General features: G+C 38.9%; 20 protein-coding genes and 1 riboswitch. Of the genes, 15 read left to right on the top strand and 5 right to left on the bottom strand.

Annotation, left to right across the window (positions count from 1 at the left end):
- Window positions 1–73: 73 nt before the first annotated feature.
- Window positions 74–931 (bottom strand): pyruvate, water dikinase regulatory protein, encoded by an 858-nt coding sequence (locus IGJ39_RS09580; RefSeq protein WP_010734955.1) that lies wholly within the window; start codon window positions 929–931, stop codon window positions 74–76.
- Window positions 932–1,022: 91 nt separating this feature from the next.
- Between IGJ39_RS09580 and IGJ39_RS09575 the strand changes: the two genes are divergently transcribed.
- The 3 genes from IGJ39_RS09575 (at window position 1,023) to IGJ39_RS09565 (ending at window position 2,265) form a co-directional block, all read left to right on the top strand.
- Window positions 1,023–1,451, top strand: a complete 429-nt coding sequence (locus IGJ39_RS09575) for a Fur family transcriptional regulator (RefSeq protein ID WP_010734956.1) — start codon at window positions 1,023–1,025, stop codon at window positions 1,449–1,451.
- Between the two features lie 164 nt (window positions 1,452–1,615).
- A complete protein-coding gene (gene rpsU / locus IGJ39_RS09570) occupies window positions 1,616–1,792 on the top strand; it encodes a 30S ribosomal protein S21 (RefSeq protein ID WP_002356740.1) in 177 nt (58 codons plus the stop codon).
- 26 nt (window positions 1,793–1,818) lie between these two features.
- On the top strand, window positions 1,819–2,265 hold the full coding sequence (locus IGJ39_RS09565) for a GatB/YqeY domain-containing protein (RefSeq protein WP_010734957.1): 447 nt from the start codon (window positions 1,819–1,821) through the stop codon (window positions 2,263–2,265).
- A 284-nt stretch (window positions 2,266–2,549) separates the two neighbouring features.
- Here the strand turns inward: IGJ39_RS09565 and tnpB are convergent, their stop codons facing one another.
- The gene (tnpB, locus tag IGJ39_RS09560; protein WP_438764560.1) at window positions 2,550–3,692 is read right to left on the bottom strand and encodes an IS200/IS605 family element RNA-guided endonuclease TnpB; all 1,143 of its coding nucleotides are present in this window, start codon (window positions 3,690–3,692) and stop codon (window positions 2,550–2,552) included.
- A gap of 16 nt (window positions 3,693–3,708) precedes the next feature.
- A complete protein-coding gene (gene tnpA / locus IGJ39_RS09555) occupies window positions 3,709–4,113 on the bottom strand; it encodes an IS200/IS605 family transposase (RefSeq protein WP_104776402.1) in 405 nt (134 codons plus the stop codon).
- A gap of 369 nt (window positions 4,114–4,482) precedes the next feature.
- Between tnpA and IGJ39_RS09550 the strand changes: the two genes are divergently transcribed.
- The 8 genes from IGJ39_RS09550 to glyS all read left to right on the top strand — a co-directional run bounded on the left by IGJ39_RS09550 (window position 4,483) and on the right by glyS (window position 13,914).
- Window positions 4,483–5,454, top strand: a complete 972-nt coding sequence (locus IGJ39_RS09550) for a PhoH family protein (protein ID WP_010734958.1) — start codon at window positions 4,483–4,485, stop codon at window positions 5,452–5,454.
- Window positions 5,455–5,475: 21 nt separating this feature from the next.
- Complete coding sequence (locus IGJ39_RS09545) at window positions 5,476–7,665, top strand: HD family phosphohydrolase (protein WP_438764557.1); 2,190 nt, start codon at window positions 5,476–5,478, stop codon at window positions 7,663–7,665.
- Window positions 7,666–7,685: 20 nt separating this feature from the next.
- Window positions 7,686–8,162, top strand: a complete 477-nt coding sequence (ybeY, locus tag IGJ39_RS09540; RefSeq protein ID WP_010734960.1) for an rRNA maturation RNase YbeY — start codon at window positions 7,686–7,688, stop codon at window positions 8,160–8,162.
- Entirely contained in the window at window positions 8,146–8,553 is a 408-nt protein-coding gene (locus IGJ39_RS09535) for a diacylglycerol kinase family protein (RefSeq protein ID WP_029594236.1), read from the top strand. The genes ybeY and IGJ39_RS09535 overlap by 17 nt, the downstream gene beginning before the upstream one ends.
- Window positions 8,554–8,566: 13 nt before the next feature.
- Window positions 8,567–9,466, top strand: a complete 900-nt coding sequence (gene era, locus IGJ39_RS09530) for a GTPase Era (protein WP_010734962.1) — start codon at window positions 8,567–8,569, stop codon at window positions 9,464–9,466.
- 280 nt (window positions 9,467–9,746) lie between these two features.
- A complete protein-coding gene (gene recO / locus IGJ39_RS09525) occupies window positions 9,747–10,550 on the top strand; it encodes a DNA repair protein RecO (protein ID WP_019724240.1) in 804 nt (267 codons plus the stop codon).
- A gap of 375 nt (window positions 10,551–10,925) precedes the next feature.
- Window positions 10,926–11,843 (top strand): glycine--tRNA ligase subunit alpha, encoded by a 918-nt coding sequence (gene glyQ / locus IGJ39_RS09520; RefSeq protein WP_010734964.1) that lies wholly within the window; start codon window positions 10,926–10,928, stop codon window positions 11,841–11,843.
- A 1-nt stretch (window position 11,844) separates the two neighbouring features.
- Window positions 11,845–13,914 carry a glycine--tRNA ligase subunit beta gene (gene glyS, locus IGJ39_RS09515; protein ID WP_271553754.1) on the top strand — a complete coding sequence of 690 codons (2,070 nt, stop codon included), beginning with the start codon at window positions 11,845–11,847 and terminating at the stop codon, window positions 13,912–13,914.
- Window positions 13,915–13,974: 60 nt separating this feature from the next.
- Here glyS and yidC read toward each other — a convergent pair whose 3' ends face one another.
- The gene (gene yidC, locus IGJ39_RS09510; RefSeq protein ID WP_019723692.1) at window positions 13,975–14,913 is read right to left on the bottom strand and encodes a membrane protein insertase YidC; all 939 of its coding nucleotides are present in this window, start codon (window positions 14,911–14,913) and stop codon (window positions 13,975–13,977) included.
- A gap of 218 nt (window positions 14,914–15,131) precedes the next feature.
- Entirely contained in the window at window positions 15,132–15,407 is a 276-nt protein-coding gene (locus tag IGJ39_RS09505; RefSeq protein WP_019723693.1) for an acylphosphatase, read from the bottom strand.
- A gap of 108 nt (window positions 15,408–15,515) precedes the next feature.
- On the opposite strand from IGJ39_RS09505, the gene IGJ39_RS09500 reads away from it, so the two are divergent.
- From IGJ39_RS09500 to IGJ39_RS09485, 4 genes are all read left to right on the top strand, one after another.
- Window positions 15,516–16,277, top strand: a complete 762-nt coding sequence (locus IGJ39_RS09500) for a TrmH family RNA methyltransferase (protein ID WP_019723694.1) — start codon at window positions 15,516–15,518, stop codon at window positions 16,275–16,277.
- Window positions 16,278–16,400: 123 nt separating this feature from the next.
- A complete protein-coding gene (locus tag IGJ39_RS09495; protein WP_019723695.1) occupies window positions 16,401–16,904 on the top strand; it encodes an HD domain-containing protein in 504 nt (167 codons plus the stop codon).
- Between the two features lie 279 nt (window positions 16,905–17,183).
- Window positions 17,184–17,840 carry a FusB/FusC family EF-G-binding protein gene (locus tag IGJ39_RS09490; RefSeq protein ID WP_019723696.1) on the top strand — a complete coding sequence of 219 codons (657 nt, stop codon included), beginning with the start codon at window positions 17,184–17,186 and terminating at the stop codon, window positions 17,838–17,840.
- Between the two features lie 40 nt (window positions 17,841–17,880).
- Window positions 17,881–17,948: riboswitch (Fluoride riboswitch) on the top strand.
- A 51-nt stretch (window positions 17,949–17,999) separates the two neighbouring features.
- Window positions 18,000–19,256 (top strand): voltage-gated chloride channel family protein, encoded by a 1,257-nt coding sequence (locus tag IGJ39_RS09485; protein WP_019723697.1) that lies wholly within the window; start codon window positions 18,000–18,002, stop codon window positions 19,254–19,256.
- Window positions 19,257–19,263 lie beyond the last annotated feature (7 nt).

Here is a 19,263-nt window from a genome sequence, read left to right as displayed (position 1 = left end):
ATGTAACTAAAAACAGGATGTGAAAGGCGAGGATGCGCCGATCAGATCCTGTTTTTATCGTTTGAAAAGAGAACTATTTTTCTTCCGAAGTTTCCGTGCCATAATAGCTATGGTCTTCCAGCTCTAGCTCATTCAAGATCAATGAAGCTGTTTCTTCAATGGAAAGAGAAGCAACATTGATGACCACACAGCCTAATTTCTCATAAAGTTCATTGGCAAATTCCAATTCTGCACGAATTTTTTCGATATCGGAGTACGCAGTATCTGGATTCAGGCCATATGAACGCATGCGTTCTTTACGAATGTTATTTAAAATATCAGGGTTATTTGTTAATCCAACAATCTTCTTCGGATCGATTTCCCACAATTGCTTAGGGATATGTGCTTGAGGTATCAGTGGGAGATTCGCTACTTTTAAATTTTTATTGGCTAAAAACAAACTTAACGGTGTTTTAGAAGTTCTGGAAACACCAAGTAAGACGACATCGGCTTCCAAAAAACCTCGAGGATCTTTTCCGTCGTCATATTTCACCGCAAACTCCATCGCTTTGATCCGTTTGAAATAATTTTCATTCAATAAGTGAAGTGCCCCTGGTTGACGTGTCGGTTTGATGCCAGTCAAGCGCTCGATTTCTGCAATTGGCGGGGTCAATACATCAAAGCTGTATAATTTGTTTTTTTGACAAAATTCATTTGTTAAATCCACCAATTCTTGGTTGATCAATGTATGGAGAACTAATGCTTGTTCTGACAATGCATCATTTAGTGCGCGTTGCAACGTCTCTGGATCAGTCACAAAAGTTCGTCGAAATAAACTAAATTCGATGGATGGATATTGCGCCATTGTGGCTTGGGCTAATTTTGTTGCTGTTTCACCTGCAGAGTCTGAAATGACAAAAAAGGTGACGACTTCATTTGATTCGGCAGTCATAAATAAAAAACCTCGCTTGCTTTTTTTTTAGGTTTATTATACCATACTCGAGTGTACATACTTCGTAATCATTTTGATTTGGGGGATAATGATGAATAAACAAACATTGATCGAACAATCTTTAGAAACATTGAAAAATAACGGGTTCAAATACACGAAAAAGCGAGAAGCATTACTCGCATATTTAATCAAACGAAATCGTTACGTCTCTGCAAAAGAAGTCTTTGACTATATGAGTCAGGAATTTAAAGGAGTCAGCTATGATACGATCTATCGTAATTTACATGACTTTTCAGAGTTAGATCTTTTGGAAGAAACGGATCTAAATGGAGAAATGAAATTCCGTTTTCATTGTTGTCAAGGCGAGATTGGGCATCATCACCACTTTATATGTACCGTTTGTGGGACGACAAAAGAAATCCATATGTGTCCAATGAATTATTTTGAAGAACAACTCAGTGGGTGTACCATTGAAGGGCATCGCTTTGAGATATTTGGTCGCTGTGAGAGCTGTCAATAATAATTTTCAATAAAATAACAGGTGATTATTTAAAAAAATCATAAGATTCTCTTGACGGTCAAAACTGCTTTAGCTATAATGTTTATAGAACAGTCTTGTTTCTTGAGATTAACATTTCAATAACAATTACGGTTACTTTTTAAGCTCGGAGGGAGGGAATTAATATGTCAAAAACAGTCGTTCGCAAAAACGAATCACTTGACGATGCTCTTCGTCGCTTCAAACGTTCCGTGTCAAAAGCGGGTACTTTACAAGAATCTCGTAAACGTGAATTCTACGAAAAACCAAGTGTAAAGCGTAAGAAAAAATCTGAAGCAGCTAGAAAACGCAAAAAATTCTAGTTCTTTGATGAATTGGAGTTGGTAGTGTGTCACTACTAAGTAGATTGAACGATGACATGAAGACAGCGATGAAAGCTAAAGATAAAGAATCTTTACAGGTGATTCGTATGATCAAGTCATCTATACAAAACGAGCAAATTAAAGAAGGTCACGACTTGACAGAAGAAGAAGAACTAACAGTGTTGTCTCGCGAAATGAAACAACGCCGTGATTCTTTGCATGAATTCGAGGAAGCTGGACGTGACGATTTAGCTGAAAAAGTGAAAAGTGAAATTGTGATAGTCGAAAAGTATATGCCAGAGCAACTTTCTGAAGAAGAAATTCGACAACTTGTTCAAGATGCGATCACGCAAACAGGTGCTTCATCAGCAAAAGAATTTGGTAAAGTCATGGGAGTTATCATGCCTAAAGTCAAAGGAAAAGCTGATGGAAATCAAGTAAATGCTATCGTAAAAGAACTATTGCAGTCTTAATCTTAGCAAACGAAACTACGGACGCGAAAGTGTCCGTAGTTTTTTTGTGTTCATTAAAAGAATAGTTTTTTGATCAATATTTTTTTGTTTAAAAACATTTGTTGTTACTTCGCAAAAGATTCATAGAGTGAACTACTCACCACTTAGCTAAACCTGACGGTTCTTAACGCTTGAAGTGGGAGCTTCTTGGGAATAGAGCATACTTGATAGTGTATTTCTTTACTAACAGCGGTGTCTCTTATTTGCCAAGCTATACCCGTAGTTCCTACGGTTCTTGATTTTATCTAAGCTAATTGTTTTATTCGGAGACCTTCGGTGAGAATATTGATGCTTGCGTTTATATCTCGGTCATGATGAGCATGACAAACTGGACAAGCCCATTCTCGTATTTCGAGCGTTTTCTTGCCATCTTGATGACCACAAGCCGAACAGAGTTGACTAGATGGGAACCATTTATCTACTTTGATGATTTCACATCCATACCAGTCAGCTTTGTATTGTAGTTTAGTTACAAAACTAGACCACGATACATCAGAAATACTTTTAGCTAATTTATGATTGCGTAACATATCTTTTGCATTTAAGTCTTCAATACAGATAGTATCGTGATTTTTGATAATCTCTGTACTTAACTTGTTTAGAAAGTCGTTGCGCTGATTCATTACTTTTTCATGTAGCCGCGCTACTTTTCGTTTTTGTTTTTGATAGTTTTTGGCTTCAAAGAGATTGACACCTTTCTTTTTAGCTAATAATGCACGTCTTGACAACTTACGTTGTTCACGCTTTAGTTTCTTTTCCATTTTTGACGTGAACTTATTATTATCAATCTTTTGACCGTCAGAAAGAATGGCAAAATCAGTTATACCAAGGTCAATTCCAATAGAAGAATCGTTTTTAGGAAGTTCAACTATTTCTTCTTTACACAACAAAGAAATATGGTAATTACCACTTGGATGACGTGAGATTGTGGCAGATTTGATAATTCCTTTAGGTTGTCTATGGAGTTTAATCTTGATTAAAGACTTCAACTTAGGAACTTTGATGAATTTATTATCAATCAAAGCTACTGTTCCTTTTTGGTTGTTAGTAGTATAGCTTTGTACAGGATTCTTCTTACTTTTGAATCGAGGAAACCCAACGGATTTATCTCTAAAAAAATTCTTATATGCCTTATCTAAATTAAGTTGTGCATTCGCTAAAGCAAGGCTATCTACTTCCTTCAAAAACGGAAATTCTTTCTTATATTGAGCTGGTGTTGGAAAATTCATTTTTGTAGAAGAATCATTTTTAGTTTCTTCATAATTTTTCATTCGGTCATCAAGCATTAGATTGTAGACCTTACGGACACAACCAAAAGACTTAGCAAAGAAAATTTCCTGCTCTTCTGTTGGATAAATTCTGAATTTATATGCTTTTAGTCGCTCCATAAGACTCACCTACTCTCTATTTGTGGTTATTACCTTGATTCTGAATATACTTTTTGATGACATCAATTGGTGCGCCACCAGTTGTCAACAGGCAGAAACTTTTAGACCAAAACATTTCTTTCCAAAGATATTGTTTTACTCTAGGATAGTCACGCTTTATCAAGCGTGAACTAGCGCTTTTATAAGCGTTGATGAACTTCGTCAGCTCTGTTTTTGGCTGTGCTTTGAACATAATATGAACATGATCTTTCTCATGATTCCACTCAACGAGAGTGATGTGATGTGACTCTGCAATTCGTACAAAAGTTATTTTAGCAAATTCAGATATTTCATCATCAATCACTTGTCTACGGTATTTAGTTACCAGTACAAGATGATAATAGAGAAGAAACACTGAATGATTATTAGTATCTAGTTCCATTGTTATATCAGCTCATTTCTTATATAGACTGATTATACCATAGTACAAAATAAAAAGGCAATATGCCTTATATGTCGGTTTTCGAGTTACCAACGGTAACCCTCATACCGAACGGCATTCATCACCCGCCTATAGAGGATGGGCGACTTCTGCCTGAATTAAGTTAAAATAAATCGGACAACTGATGTTCAAAGTCAGGTATCTCTGCTAGTTACTAAATGATTAGGTTGTTTTAGTTGAAGAACGTTTTGTCTCAGTAATCCAAATTAAAACTTTTTTCTCAAGTCGTCTCATTTTATTCGCTATATAGTTTTTCATGATTATGGTAGAATAGGTAAGAACGATTTGAAATAAAGGAGATGTCTATTTTTGACAGAAGCGTCTAGTTCTTTGGATATTAGATTAACAGCAACTGATGATATCAGTATGCTTTTAGGGTCACATGATAAACATATCAAACTGATCGAAGAAACAACTGAAACGACGATCCACACAAGAGGCGAAGTAATCCAGATCATCGGAGAAGAAACCGATATTTCTTTAGCTGCTTCCGTGATCCGAACGTTACAAGAATTGATCAAACGAGGGATCCATATCAGCATGCCTGATGTGGTCACTGCACTAAAAATGGCCCAAAAAGGGACATTAGATTATTTTGTTGAGATGTATGAACAAGAGATCGTCAAAGACCGCAATGGAAAACCAATCCGTGTCAAAAACAGCGGACAAAAAAAATACGTTGATTCTGTGGCAAAACATGATGTGGTTTTTGGCGTAGGACCAGCTGGTACTGGGAAAACATTTTTGGCCGTCGTTTTAGCGATTGCTGCCTTAAAAAAAGGGGAAGTCCAAAAAATCATCTTGACTCGACCAGCCGTCGAAGCAGGTGAAAATCTTGGATTCCTACCTGGTGATCTGAAGGAAAAAGTCGATCCATATTTACGACCAGTTTATGATGCACTGTACCAAATTTTTGGGTTGGATCATACCAATCGTTTGATGGAGCGAGGAATCATCGAAATAGCACCACTTGCTTATATGCGCGGTAGAACGCTAGATGATGCCTTTGTGATTTTGGATGAGGCGCAAAATACAACGGTTGCCCAAATGAAAATGTTTTTGACTCGGCTTGGCTATCAGTCAAAAATGATCGTCAATGGGGACACGAGCCAAATCGATTTACCAAAAGGCACGATGAGTGGATTGATCCATGCAGAACGAACACTGAAACAGATCAAAAAAATTGATTTTGTGAATTTTGAAGCGAGTGATGTTGTTCGTCACCCAGTCGTGGCAGAAATCATCAAAGCTTATGAAAAAGCGGATCTTCATCAAGAATAGCTTTTTTAGGAGGATTACCACATGTTGAACAAAATATTGCAGCAGCTTCAAGCGAAATTAGGGAAAGCTGCAGCACCTTTTCTCTTATTGCTTTTCTTTCTATTGATGTGTGGGATCACGTTTAGCAGCGTGAAGCAAAAACCCAATGATTTTAGAGAGGGACAAGTAGCCGAAGAAAGTATCCGTGCCAATAAAACGATTGAAAACACGGAAGAAACCGAACAAAAAAGGAAATTAGCAGCTGAAGCAGTAACGCCTGAGTATACTTACCAAAGTGACTTAGCTTCGGAACAAGATCGTCGGATCAATCAACTGTTTGTTTTGATCAGTCGTGCGAATGACACGATTGACAAACAATACGAAGAAAAAGTCAGTAAGGCAAAAGAAGATGAAAATGTACCAAAGCCAACAGTAGAAGAACGGATAGCCGCATTGAAACGAATATTCGAAAGTTCAAATGCGGATGATGTTGCGTTCTACCAGAAATTACCAAATAGTTTTTACTCAACGATCATGAATATGTCAGAAAGCGAGATCACAACGGTTCGTGATGAAAGCTTGAAATTGATCGATGAACAAATGAGTAAGCAAGTTCGAGAAAGTGATTTAGATAATTTCAAACAAGAAGCAGAGGATAAGATCCAATATTTAAATGTTTCGGCAGAACAACAAGAAATGATCCGCTATTTAGTCAATCAGGGAATTGTTGTAAATGATGTGTTAAATGAGAAACGTACGGAAGATCTGAAGCAAGAGGCGCGAGATTCCATTCAACCCGTCATGATTTTCCAAGGGGAGATCATTGTTCGGGAAGGAAATCAAATCGATGCAGCAGCTATGAAAAAATTAGAATTGTTAGGTTTGACGAGTCAATCTACTTCAATTTTTCCACTTGTCGCTATGATTTTAGCGGTGTTGTTACAAATTGGTGTGTTGTTTTACAATTCACTCCAGTATAAAGATCTATTCAAACGAACAGAGTATATTCTTTTCTACGTAACAGCGATGTCCATCAGTATTTTATTGATGAAATTTTTCCAAGTCTTTCAAACAGAACAAGCAACTTATATTCCGTTACTTTACCCCGCAGCGTTTGTACCGCTTGTCTTGAACTTTTTCTTGAATCGCAGAGCGGGTATCATGGCTGCGTTGTTCCAAGCAGTTTCAGCGCTATTCATTTTTTACAATTCGATCGGTACGAATTTCTTGACTGTGATTTTAGTCTCGTACCTATTTGCTGGCTTTTTAGCAGCGATTTTAAAACGGCAACGTATTTCAGAACAATGGTTTCCAGCAATCATGTGGGTCGTTGTCTTTCCGTTATTGATGGATGTCGTTTTAGTGGTTTATCAAGGCATGAGCTTCAGTGATGGCACCACTTGGTTAACACTTGTATGTGGCTTCATGGGCGCATTTCTGTCGTATTTACTGACGATCGGTCTGCACCCCTATATTGAGCTATTAGTGAATGACGACAGTGTGATCGTTCTAAATGAATTGAGTAACCCAAACCATCCATTATTGAAGCAATTGCTAGAAGAAGCACCGGGAACGTATCATCATAGTATGATGGTTGCGAATCTAAGTGCGAATGCAGTTGCTGAAATCGGTGGGCGTTCATTGTTGACACGTGTGGCTTGTTATTACCATGACATCGGCAAAATCAAACATGCCAGCTTTTTCGTAGAGAACTTACCTTCTGGTGCGGAAAATCCCCATAACTTTTTACTTCCTGAAGATAGTAAACAAATTATTTTTGGGCATGTGACAGACGGTGCGAAGATTTTAGAAGAGTACGATATGCCACAAATGGTGATCGATATCTGCAAGCAACATCATGGGACGACTTTGATGCGTTATTTCTATATCAAAGCAAAAGAACGTAATCCCGAAGTAACAGAGGAACAATTCCGTTACCCTGGCCCTAGACCGCAAACACGGGAAGCTGGGATCGTCAATATTGCGGATAGTTGCGAAGCCGCTGTGCGAGCAATGGATCATCCAACCAGTGAGAAAATCGAAGCTTTTGTGCATAATCTGATTGAAGAACGGATTTCTGACGGTCAGCTTGATGATAGTGGATTGACACTCAAAGAAATCCGCAAAGTTGAAAAATCTCTTGTTAGTGGATTGAGCAGTACCTTCCATTCAAGGATCAAATACCCTAAGATGAAGTCTGAAGCAGAAAAAATGAAACAAGAAAAAGAATAGCAAGAAGGAAGCGATGACTAATGGATATTACATTTATCGATGAAACAAACACTGTATCTGAAACGAAAATCAAAGAAATTGAAGAATTGCTTCAATTTGCGGCAAAAAAACTTTCTTTATCAGATGAGACGGAAATGTCGGTGACCTTCATGGATAATCCGTCTATCCAAGAAATCAATCGTACGTACCGTGGCAAAGACGCACCAACAGATGTGATCAGTTTTGCGTTAGAAGATGAAGGTGAAGACGAGATCCCAGTCATTTTTGAAGAGGACGATGAGCCAATGCCTCGTGTATTGGGAGATATCATGATCTCAATCGATCGGGCAAAAGAACAAGCTGAAGAATATGGTCACTCCTATGATCGCGAACTAGGCTTCTTAGCCGTCCATGGATTTTTACACATCAACGGCTACGACCATATGACACCTGAAGATGAAGCGGAAATGTTTGGCTTACAGAAAGAGATTTTAGATGCTTATGGACTTAAAAGATAAAAGAGAAGAACAAAAAGTAGATAAAAACAAACATTTTTTGATGTCAGTGGAGTTTGCTTTACAAGGAGTCAAAACCGTTTTTGATGAAGAACGAAATATGAAGAAACATGTGGCTCTTGGGATCATTGCTCTGATCATGGGGTTCATCTTTCAATTGGATCGGATGGAGTGGCTATGGTTGCTCCTTTCAGTCTTTCTCGTATGGATCGTCGAAATCATGAACACTGTTTTTGAGAATGTAGTGGATATGTTCACAGACTTCCATTTTCATCCCATTGGAAAAAAAATCAAAGATATGGCAGCTGGGGCAGTGTTATTGACTGCTTGCTTCGCTGTAATCGTGGGGATCATCTTATTTGGTCCAAAAATCTATCAACTGTTTTTTAATTAAAAGGAGAGTAATTATGTCAGAACATAAATCTGGATTTGTAGCAATCGTCGGACGACCAAATGTTGGTAAATCGACGTTGCTCAATCGGATCGTTGGTCAAAAAATCGCGATCATGAGTGATAAAGCGCAAACGACAAGAAATAAGATCCAAGGAGTATATACGACTCCTGAAGCACAATTGATCTTTATTGATACACCAGGAATCCATAAACCCAAACATCGCTTAGGCGATTTTATGGTAGAAACAGCTTATAGTGCTTTACGTGAAGTTGATGCGGTATTGTTCATGATCAGCGCCGATCAAAAAAGAGGAAAAGGCGACGATTTCATCATCGAACGCTTGAAAAATGTCCAATCACCGGTATATTTAGTGATCAATAAGATCGACAAAGTCCATCCAGATGAGCTGTTAGGGATCATTGAAGATTATTCCTCACAAATGGAGTTTGCCCAAGTTGTTCCGATCTCTGCGACAGAAGGAAACAATGTCGAACGTTTGATGGAGGTCTTAGTGGACGAAATGCCTGAAGGCCCGCAATATTTCCCAGACGATCAAGTCACTGACCATCCGGAGTATTTTATCGTTTCTGAATTGATTCGGGAAAAAGTCTTGTTTTTGACACGAGATGAAGTACCCCATTCAGTCGCAGTAGTCATTGATACGATGAAACGTAATGAGAATAATAAAATCCATATCCAAGCTACGATCATCGTCGAGCGTGATAGTCAAAAAGGAATCATTATCGGTAAGGGCGGTAAGATGTTGAAAGACATTGGAACAAAAGCACGAAGAGACATTGAGAATCTATTAGGAGACAAAGTCTTTCTAGAGCTCTGGGTCAAAGTTCAAAAAGACTGGCGAGATAAACGAGTCTATTTACAAGACTTTGGATATCGTCAAGACGAGTATTAAACAAGGTTGTGAGAAAGCCGGTCAGCTCCGAATAGTAAGGCGAAACGTGGGAAAATAGCTTTCCATATTTTTTCACGTTTCGCCTTACTATTGAGGAGTTGCTCTTGAACACCGGTTATCCAGTTATAGAAGTTAGAGGACAACTAAGTCATGGAAGCAATTAAGAGTCTGGAATAAAAGTAATAGTTACTTTTGTCTCGACTTCACGTATGCTCGCATGACTTTTTCCTTCTTTCAATTTAAAAAAGCAATCTACGTTAAAGTCAGAGGAGGGGTGACGATGAGTCAGCTTGCAGAATCAAAAGGAATCATCCTTTCTAGTCGCAACTACAAGGAAAAAGATAAATTAGTTAAGATATTTACAGAATCGGCAGGAAAAATGATGTTTTATGTCAAGGGGATCCATCGTCAAAATCAACCGATTGCACCCGCATTGTTGCCTTTTACGGAAGCAATTTATATTGGTCATTTTCATAATGAAGGCTTGTCCTTTGTTAACAGTGTAAAAGATGTCCACTCGTTTCGTAAGATACAAGAAGATATTTTTCTTAGCGGTTACGGGACTTATTTGTTGAACTTAGTGGATGCGGCGATCGAGGATCGGCAATATGATCCGAATCTATTTCAATTCACACACCAAGCATTGCAACGCATGGATCAAGGAGATGACCCAGAGATCATTACGAATATTTTTGAGATCCAATTATTGCAACGTTTCGGGATCTCGCCAGTTTGGACCCACTGTGCAGTGTGTGGAAAGACGCAAGGAAAATTTGATTATTCATCCAAATATGGGGGCGTCTTATGTGAAAATCACTGGGAGTTAGATCATCATCGGTATCACGCGGACCCACGTGCAGTTCACTTCGTACGGCTCTTCTCAGCAATCTCGTATGATCGCATCAGCGGGATCGACCTCAAAGAAGAAACCAAACAAAAGATTCGCCAATTGATTGATCTGTTATACGAAGAATACGTAGGCATCCATTTGAAAAGTAAAAAGTTTATTGATCAAATGAAAAGTTGGGAACATATCATGAAACCGACCAATGAGGCAACGAAGGAAAATCCTGCAGAAGAATGAAAAATTGTTTGAAACAATGGTTTTTTTTCAAAAATATTTGACAAAGTACTTGGTTAACGTCTATTATAAAGCCTAGATAGTAACTATTGTTTTTTCAATAGACGAATGTCATTTATAAAGGATATTCAATAATCACATACGTACGATGATCAAGATCAGTAGAAAATCAAGTGGCACAAGCGAGTTCGGGAGAGTGTGAGCCGAATGCTAACGGTTTTTGAAGAGGCACTTGTGAGTACGATCAACGAAGCTGCCGACTCGCTCGGAAGTAGGGTGGAACCGCGAAGATATTCGTCCCTATGTTTGTTTACGCAAACATAGGGACTTTTTTTGTTACTATTTTTGATTCTTGGTTAAGATGGAAGGGGTAATTATATGAGTAAGAAGCAAACAGTTCAAGAAATGATTTTGACATTACAAAAATTTTGGTCATCGAACGGTTGTATGCTGATGCAAGCATACGATACAGAAAAAGGGGCAGGTACAATGAGCCCTTACACGTTTTTACGAGCAATCGGCCCAGAACCTTGGAATGCCGCATACGTAGAGCCGTCACGTCGTCCAGCTGATGGTCGTTATGGTGAGAACCCTAACCGTTTGTACCAACATCACCAATTCCAAGTGGTGATGAAGCCATCACCAGAAAATATCCAAGAACTTTACTTGGAAAGCTTGCGTTTGTTAGGGATCGATCCGTTAGAACATGATATCCGCTTTGTTGAAGATAACTGGGAAAACCCTTCGATGGGTTGTGCCGGTGTTGGTTGGGAAGTTTGGTTGGATGGCATGGAAATCACGCAATTTACGTACTTCCAACAAGTCGGCGGCTTACCATGTAAACCAGTCACTTCAGAAATCACTTATGGATTAGAGCGCCTAGCTTCTTATATCCAAGAAGTTGAAAGTGTGTATGATCTAGAATGGTCAGCAGGTGTCAAATATGGCGAGATCTTCAAACAACCAGAATACGAACACTCAAAATATTCATTTGAAGTGAGTGATCAAGAATTACTATTAAGCAATTTTGATCGCTTTGAAAAAGAAGCGAAACGTTGCATTGAAGAAAATTTAGTCCATCCAGCATATGATTATATTTTAAAATGTAGTCACACCTTCAATTTATTAGATGCTCGTGGTGCAGTATCTGTAACTGAACGTGCTGGTTACTTGGCTCGCATTCGTAACATGGCGAAATCTGTGGCGAAAATCTTTGTTGCAGAACGTGAAAAACTTGGATTCCCATTGCTGAATAATCAATCAGAAAATCCAACGACTGTTAAGGAGGGTGAATAAGATGGCAAAGGACTTATTATTAGAAATTGGCTTGGAAGAAATGCCAGCGCATGTGGTGACACCAAGCATGAAACAATTAGAAGAAAAAACAGCAGCGTTTTTGACGGACAATCAATTGACATACGATGCAATCGAAACGTTCTCTACTCCGAGACGTTTGGCGATCAAAGTAACAAATGTGCCAGAACGTCAAGCTGACAGTGAAGAAGAAGTAAAAGGACCTGCGAAAAAAATCGCATTAGATGCTGAAGGCAACTGGTCCAAAGCAGCTCAAGGATTTGTTCGTGGTCAAGGACTGACGACAGATGATATCACTTTCCGAGAAATCAAAGGTGTGGAATATGTTTATGTGACGAAATATACCCAAGGTAAACCAGCAATCGAAGTCTTGGCAGGATTGATCGATGTCATTAAAAGTATGACATTCCCTGTGACAATGCACTGGTCTTCCTTTGACTTTGAATATATTCGCCCGATTCATTGGATCGTAGCACTATTCGGAGAAGAAGTGATCCCGTTTGAATTTTTAGACGTGAAAACTGGACGTACTTCTCGCGGGCATCGTTTCTTAGGCGAAGATGTGACATTTGCTCATCCAGCGGAATATGAAGAAAAGCTATCTGAGCAATTTGTAGTTGCTTCCCCACAAAAAAGAAGAGCAATGATCATGGAACAAGCCACGCAATTGTCGACAGAAAATGATTGGCATATTGATTTTGATGAAGACTTACTTGAAGAAGTCAATAATCTAGTGGAGTATCCAACTGTCTTTGCTGGTGATTTTGAAGAAAAATACTTGTCTGTACCTGAAGAAGTACTCGTGACTTCCATGAAAGAACACCAACGCTATTTTGATGTGCGAAATGCTGAAGGACAACTCTTACCACATTTTATCGCTGTACGAAACGGCGATCGCGTGAAGTTAGATAACGTTATTCGTGGGAACCAAAAAGTACTGACTGCGCGTTTAGAAGATGCAGAATTCTTTTACAATGAAGACAAAAAATTCCCGATCGAACATTATGTCAATAAGTTGAAATCAGTGACTTTCCATGAGAAGATTGGTAGTATTTATGAAAAAATGCAACGTGTACAAGTGATTGCATCTGTTATCGGCAAATCTGTCGGTTTATCAACAGAAGAACTTGATGCATTACAACGTGCTGGCGAAATCTACAAGTTTGATCTAGTGACGAATATGGTTGGAGAATTTCCAGAACTTCAAGGCATCATGGGTGAAAAATATGCGTTGTTGCATGGAGAAAATCCAGCAGTTGCGACAGCGATCCGTGAACATTACTTACCGATCGCTAGTGAAGGTGAATTGCCAGAAACGACGATTGGTGCGGTCTTGGCCATTGCCGATAAATTAGATAGTATTTTCTCTTTCTTCACTGTAGGAATGGTGCCAAGTGGTTCAAACGACCCTTACGCATTACGTCGTCAAGCCTATGGGATCGTTCGGATCATTGAAGCAAAACAGTGGGCTTTCCCATTAGCACAATTACAACAAGAAGTGAATGCTGCAATCAATGAAAATCAAGAGCGCTTTGGATTAGCCTTCGTTCAAGGAAGCGATGTGATCGACTTTATCAAAGGTCGTTTGCGTCAACGATTGATGACTAAAGCGATTCGCCATGATGTGATCGATGCTGTCTTGAATGCGAAGGAAAGTAATTTAACAACCGTTTTTGCCGCTGCACGTCTGTTGAAAGAACGTTTGCAAGATGAAAACTTCAAACCATCGATGGAAGCCTTGACGCGTGTGATGAACCTAGCGAAAAAAGCCGAAGGAATAACGAATGAGATTGATCCAAGCTTGTTTGAAAATGATGCCGAAAAAGCTTTGTACGAAGCAGTTGAGGAAGTGAAAGCTCAGTTTGCGGAACGTACACTTAAAGAGAATTATGAGCAATTAGTCAGCTTAAGACCAGTTATCGATCAGTATTTTGATCAAACGATGGTCATGGTCGAAGATGAAGCTGTCCGTAACAACCGTTTAGCACAGTTGCAACAAATCGCTGACATGGCTTTAAGCATTGCTAGTCTTGATCAAATCATTACGAAATAAAACGGATCAAGTGAAAGCTTGAAACAAAAAAAGGTTTGGGATGCGAACATCCCAAACCTTTTATTTTTTACGTTGTTGTTTACCGGCATTTCGACCGTTAGCATTTTTCTTTGTTGCTTGTGTATTGATTTTTTTTGTTGTTTTCGTCGTTTCTTCAGGTGTCACATCTTTGCGAGGTGTCACGACTTGTTTCGGTGGATTTTGTTTCAATTCTTCTGCGACCTGTGCTTTTAATCGTGGTTTCATGATCACATTTGTGATAAATGTTTGTAGACAACTAAAGATACCACCGACTACCCAGTAAAGGGTCACTCCCGCAGGAGCACTGATCGACATGAAAACGATCATCGCAGGTGAAACGATCAACATCGTACGCATTGTTTTTTTCTGTTCTTCAGGAATACCGATCGTTGAGATGTACCCTTGAATAAGGTAAGCAATCCCGGCAATCGCAACTAAGACTAAACTTGGATTTCCTAAGTCGATACCATAAAAAGTCGATTCACGGATACCTTCTGTATAGCGAGCAGTAAAGTACAGCGCTGAGAAGATCGGCATTTGGATCAATAAAGGTAAACAACCGATTCCACCAGTCATACTTAACCCATTTTCGCGATACACTTGTTGCATTTCTGCTTGTGCAGCCATTTGTTCTTCTCGGGTCGTTGCCGCTTTTAATTTTTCTTGGGCGGCACTGACTTGAGGTTTCAATGCTTGCATTTTTTCAGATTGGATCATCGTCTTTTTCGATTGACTGATTCCTAAAGGTAAAATGATGATTCGCACGATCACAGTCATCAAGATAACAGCCCAACCGTATGACCAGTTGAAATTCTGTACGAGATATGTAATCGCTTGTCCCATAGGATGTACTAATACGCGATAGACGATCCCAGATGTATCAGGGTTTCCTTCAGAATCCATTCTGACACAACCAGATAAGAAAAGTAAGAGTGTTACAAGACCAGAACCTAGTAACCAATTTTTCCATTTATTCATAAAATACTTCCTCTTTTAAAATTTTTACACAAGCTTAACTATACTAAAAATATGAGAATAATTCAATGAACTTCATAGAAAATTCAAATAATCCCCTTAAGTTTAGCAGATGATGCGAGGGACAGGGAAGAGCACGTAAAAGAACAGACAATTGAGAAGATCATCTTCCAGTAGAAGGCAACAATGACTTTCTTCATATGTGGTTCAAGAAGAAAAAGTTAGCCGATCACATCGAATTTCTTTCGTTCTTCCATCATCGGATGTTCTTGCAAGTCGACATATTGGACACGACCACTGGGGCTAGGTGATTGCTTGACTTCTTTGATGAACTGATCGATAGTTTCCTCCTCACCAGCGGCTTCGATCGTCACAGAACCATCATCTTCGTTTTTAACTGTTCCGGTCACGCCCAATTGATCAGCCACCATTTTTGTCATATAACGAAAACCAACACCTTGGACACGCCCTTGAACATTCATTTTAACTTTTTTCATTTGAAGCACCACTCTTTCCTCTATTTGATAAATTTATGATAACGATTTTTTCTAAAACTAACAAGCCCAACGATTGATTCCATGCTATAATGAAGTGAGGTGGAAAACGTGAAAAAAATTCAATCAGCAAAAAATCCTAGAATCAAAGAATTAAAAAAATTACATAAAAAGAAGCACCGCGAAGAAGGACAGGAATACCTGCTTGAAGGGTTCCACTTGATCGAAGAAGCTGTGAATGCCAAATTCAAGCCTAAAGAGATCTTTCTGACAGAAAGAGGCTGGTCAGAATGGGGGACATGGGTCGAACAACACGCATTGGATTGCTTTTTAGTCACTGATGAGGTGATGGCGGTGATCTCTGATCTTCCGACACCACAAGGAATCGTAGCAGTGATGCCGTTAGAAGTTAGTCAAGTGTCAGTCAATACAGGAGGCTGGTTGCTTTTAGACAATGTCCAAGATCCTGGAAATGTCGGAACGATGATCCGAACAGCAGATGCGTTTGGTTTAGCAGGTGTGATCTTAGGGAAAGGCTCAGCTGATATTTATAGCACCAAAGTTTTAAGAAGTATGCAGGGAAGCAATTACCATTTACCAGTTATCTCACAAGAGTTAGACGCACTCATTCCTGAATTGAAAGAAAAAGGATTTGCGATTTATGGTACAGAACTCAACGAAGAAGCTGTTTCTCTTCCAACCGTCGTACCAACAAAAAATTATGCGATCATTATGGGAAATGAAGGGCAAGGTGTACGGTCAGAGTTATTGGCGTTAACTGATAAAAACATCTATATCCCAATGAATGGCCATGCTGAGTCATTGAATGTCGGCGTAGCTACGGGCATATTGTTGTATCATCTTTCTTCTTGATTAAGGAACTATTAAGCTTTTTGGATTTTTAGTCAACCTCACTAGAATATTCCGAACATGAATGATATACTATGTACAATTTCAACGATAAATGAAATTCAAAAAGGTGGCAGATCGAAAATTATGACAGAAAAATGGCGTGAAGACGAAGAATACATGTCTTATATCGAAGATCTATTAGAAACAGAAGCAGTACAAAAATTAGCTGATTATATTCAACATGTACATTCGACAAGATTAGAACACTCGATCAGTGTTTCTTATCATAGTTACAAATTAGCAAAAAAATGGGGTGGAGATGCAAGAGCTACTGCGCGTGCAGGACTTTTACATGACCTATTCTATTATGACTGGCGTACGACAAAATTTGATGAAGGAACACATGCGTATGTGCATCCTAGGATCGCTGTGAAAAATGCAGAAAAGATTACTGAACTTTCTGATTTAGAGCGCGACATCATCTTGAAACATATGTGGGGAGCAACGATCGCTCCACCAAAATACAAAGAAAGCTATATTGTGACATTTGTTGACAAGTATTGTGCAGTGAAAGAAGCGGCGCAACCAGTAACGGATACAATGAAACAAAAATGGCAACGATATTTTGGAAAAAAACAGTCGATCTAACTATTTGACCAGCCGAACGAAAACAGTTGAAGGTCCCGATCATGGGAATCCTTTGACTGTTTTTTTTGTGGGAAAGTAGTTGACGAAACAAGATTTATAAGGTTAACTCTTTATTAGGTGAATGTACATAGATGAAAAAAGCATAAAGGGGGTGATGATAAGATGCCATACGTATCTTATTTAGCAGAGTTCAAGGACTTCAGTTTTTAAGCTTACTTTGTTGAAGGACTCTTTTTTCTTCAAAGGAGCTACTTTTGAAAGAAGAAAGGACTCAAAATCATGGAAATAACAATCAAAACGTATCAATATTTCTTTATCAAACGGGAAATCGAGCAACTGTTAAATGTCTATCATTCAGTGAATGATAAAAAAACTGTTGCAACTGTCCAAGCATTAGCCACAGAACGAATCAATGAGGTAGTAGAAAATGATCCACAAGTAATCGCCTTACTTGAACCATTTGTGAAGCAAGTTATGGATACAAACTTGAAAAAAGAAAAAGCGACAGAATTGCTCGAACGTTTAAAAGAACATGTTGCGCCATTCAAGCAACCATCAAAAATCCAAGTGGAAAAAATATTCCGAAAAGTGAAAAAGTTGAAACACCCAGATTGGCAAACATTGGATCTTAAAGAGCATACTTATGTAGGCTGGAATGATCCAGGAACACAGAAGAAATATCTGCTCTATTATGCAGATGAGCGGCTACAAGGTGTTCATGGCACACTTTCGCCGACGATCATCAAAGGAGTCTGCGCGATTTGCCATAAGACTTCGAGTGTTTCGATGTTTCTTTCCACGACCAAATCAGGATCAGATGGCACGTATACTAAAAAAGGAAATTACATTTGTCATGATAGTGATCAGTGCAATCAACAACTAGTAAAGCTGGCACCATTCTATGAATTTACAGACATCGTGAAGAAAGAAAAATAGCGCCATTGTTTTTCTTGGGAATTTATGATAGACTTTTTGTAAATGAATAGGTGATGGTGTTCGCCTTTAAATGTCGATCGATAGATGACTAATGACGCCTACTAAAAATCGGAAAATCCGTTTTTTTAGTAGGCTTTTTTTGTGGGGAGGAATAGAAAAATGGATCAACGTTTACTTAGTCCATTCAAAGTAGGAACATATATGGTGAAGTGGTTAGTGATCACTGCTTGTTTAGGTATACTAATGGGAGGACTTTCCGCTTTTTTTCTAAATAGCTTAACCGTGGTGACGAATTTACGAGAAGCACATACTTGGTTATTGTATCTATTACCAGTCAGTGGGGCATTATTTGCGTTTCTTTATCAACGTTACGGTGGAAATGCTAGTCGTGGGAATAATCTGGTTATCGATCAAGGAAATGGCGGGGAAGAAAAAATCCCGCTCCGATTGATTCCTTTAACGCTTTTCGGTACGATCACGACACATCTTTTTGGCGGTTCTGTCGGTCGAGAAGGAACAGCAGTCCAAATGGGTGGCGCTTTAGCAGAAAATCTAGCAAGGGGATTAAAATTGAGTCCTATCGAGCGAGAGGTGCTGATCATCAGCGGGATCAGTGCAGGATTTAGTTCAGTGTTTGGGACACCTTTAGCAGGCACATTGTTCGGACTTGAAGTACTAGCAATCGGTAAAATGAGAACAGAAGCGATCTTTCCCAGTTTTTTTGCTGCTTTATTTGCTAACTTCGTAACGGAAAGCATTGGTGTCACACATATCCATTATAAGATGGGGGAAATTCCAGGGTGGAGTCCTGCACTATTTGGCAAGTTGATGGTGGCAGGTATCGCTTTTGGGATTATTGGTTGGGTCTTTAGTCGTTCAATCGTCTTTTTGAAAAAGTCGTATATGAAATGGTTCAAAAATCCAATCACTAGAAATTTTATAGGTGGAGGAATTGTCGTAGTAGTTGCACTGATTTTACAAACACAACGCTATTTAGGACTTAGCTTGCCTTTATTGCAGGATGCTTTTGCCGGAAAGGCACACGCCTATGATTTTATCGGTAAGTTAGGATTTACTGTCCTTTCTTTAGGCGCCGGCTATCAAGGTGGGGAAGTGACCCCTTTATTTGAGATTGGCGCAACTCTAGGGGCAACTTTAGCACCACTCTTACATGTTTCGATTCCGTTTCTAGCTGCATTAGGATTTATTGGCGTGTTTTCTGGAGCGACGAATACACCAATTGCATGTTTTGTCATGGGGATCGAATTATTTGGAGGAGAAGCAGCTAGTTTCTTTTTTATGATTTGTTTGATCAGTTTCATGTGTTCGGGAAATAACGGAATCTACTCCGCACAAAAAGTAGTGATCAAAAAGGGAATTTTATTTTTACCAATGAATAAAGATCATAGAGAATAGTCTACTG

Source organism: Enterococcus sp. AZ140 (genome assembly GCF_051714405.1).
Lineage (GTDB): Bacteria > Bacillota > Bacilli > Lactobacillales > Enterococcaceae > Enterococcus_B > Enterococcus_B pernyi.
This window is presented reverse-complemented; position numbering and strand designations above follow the sequence as displayed.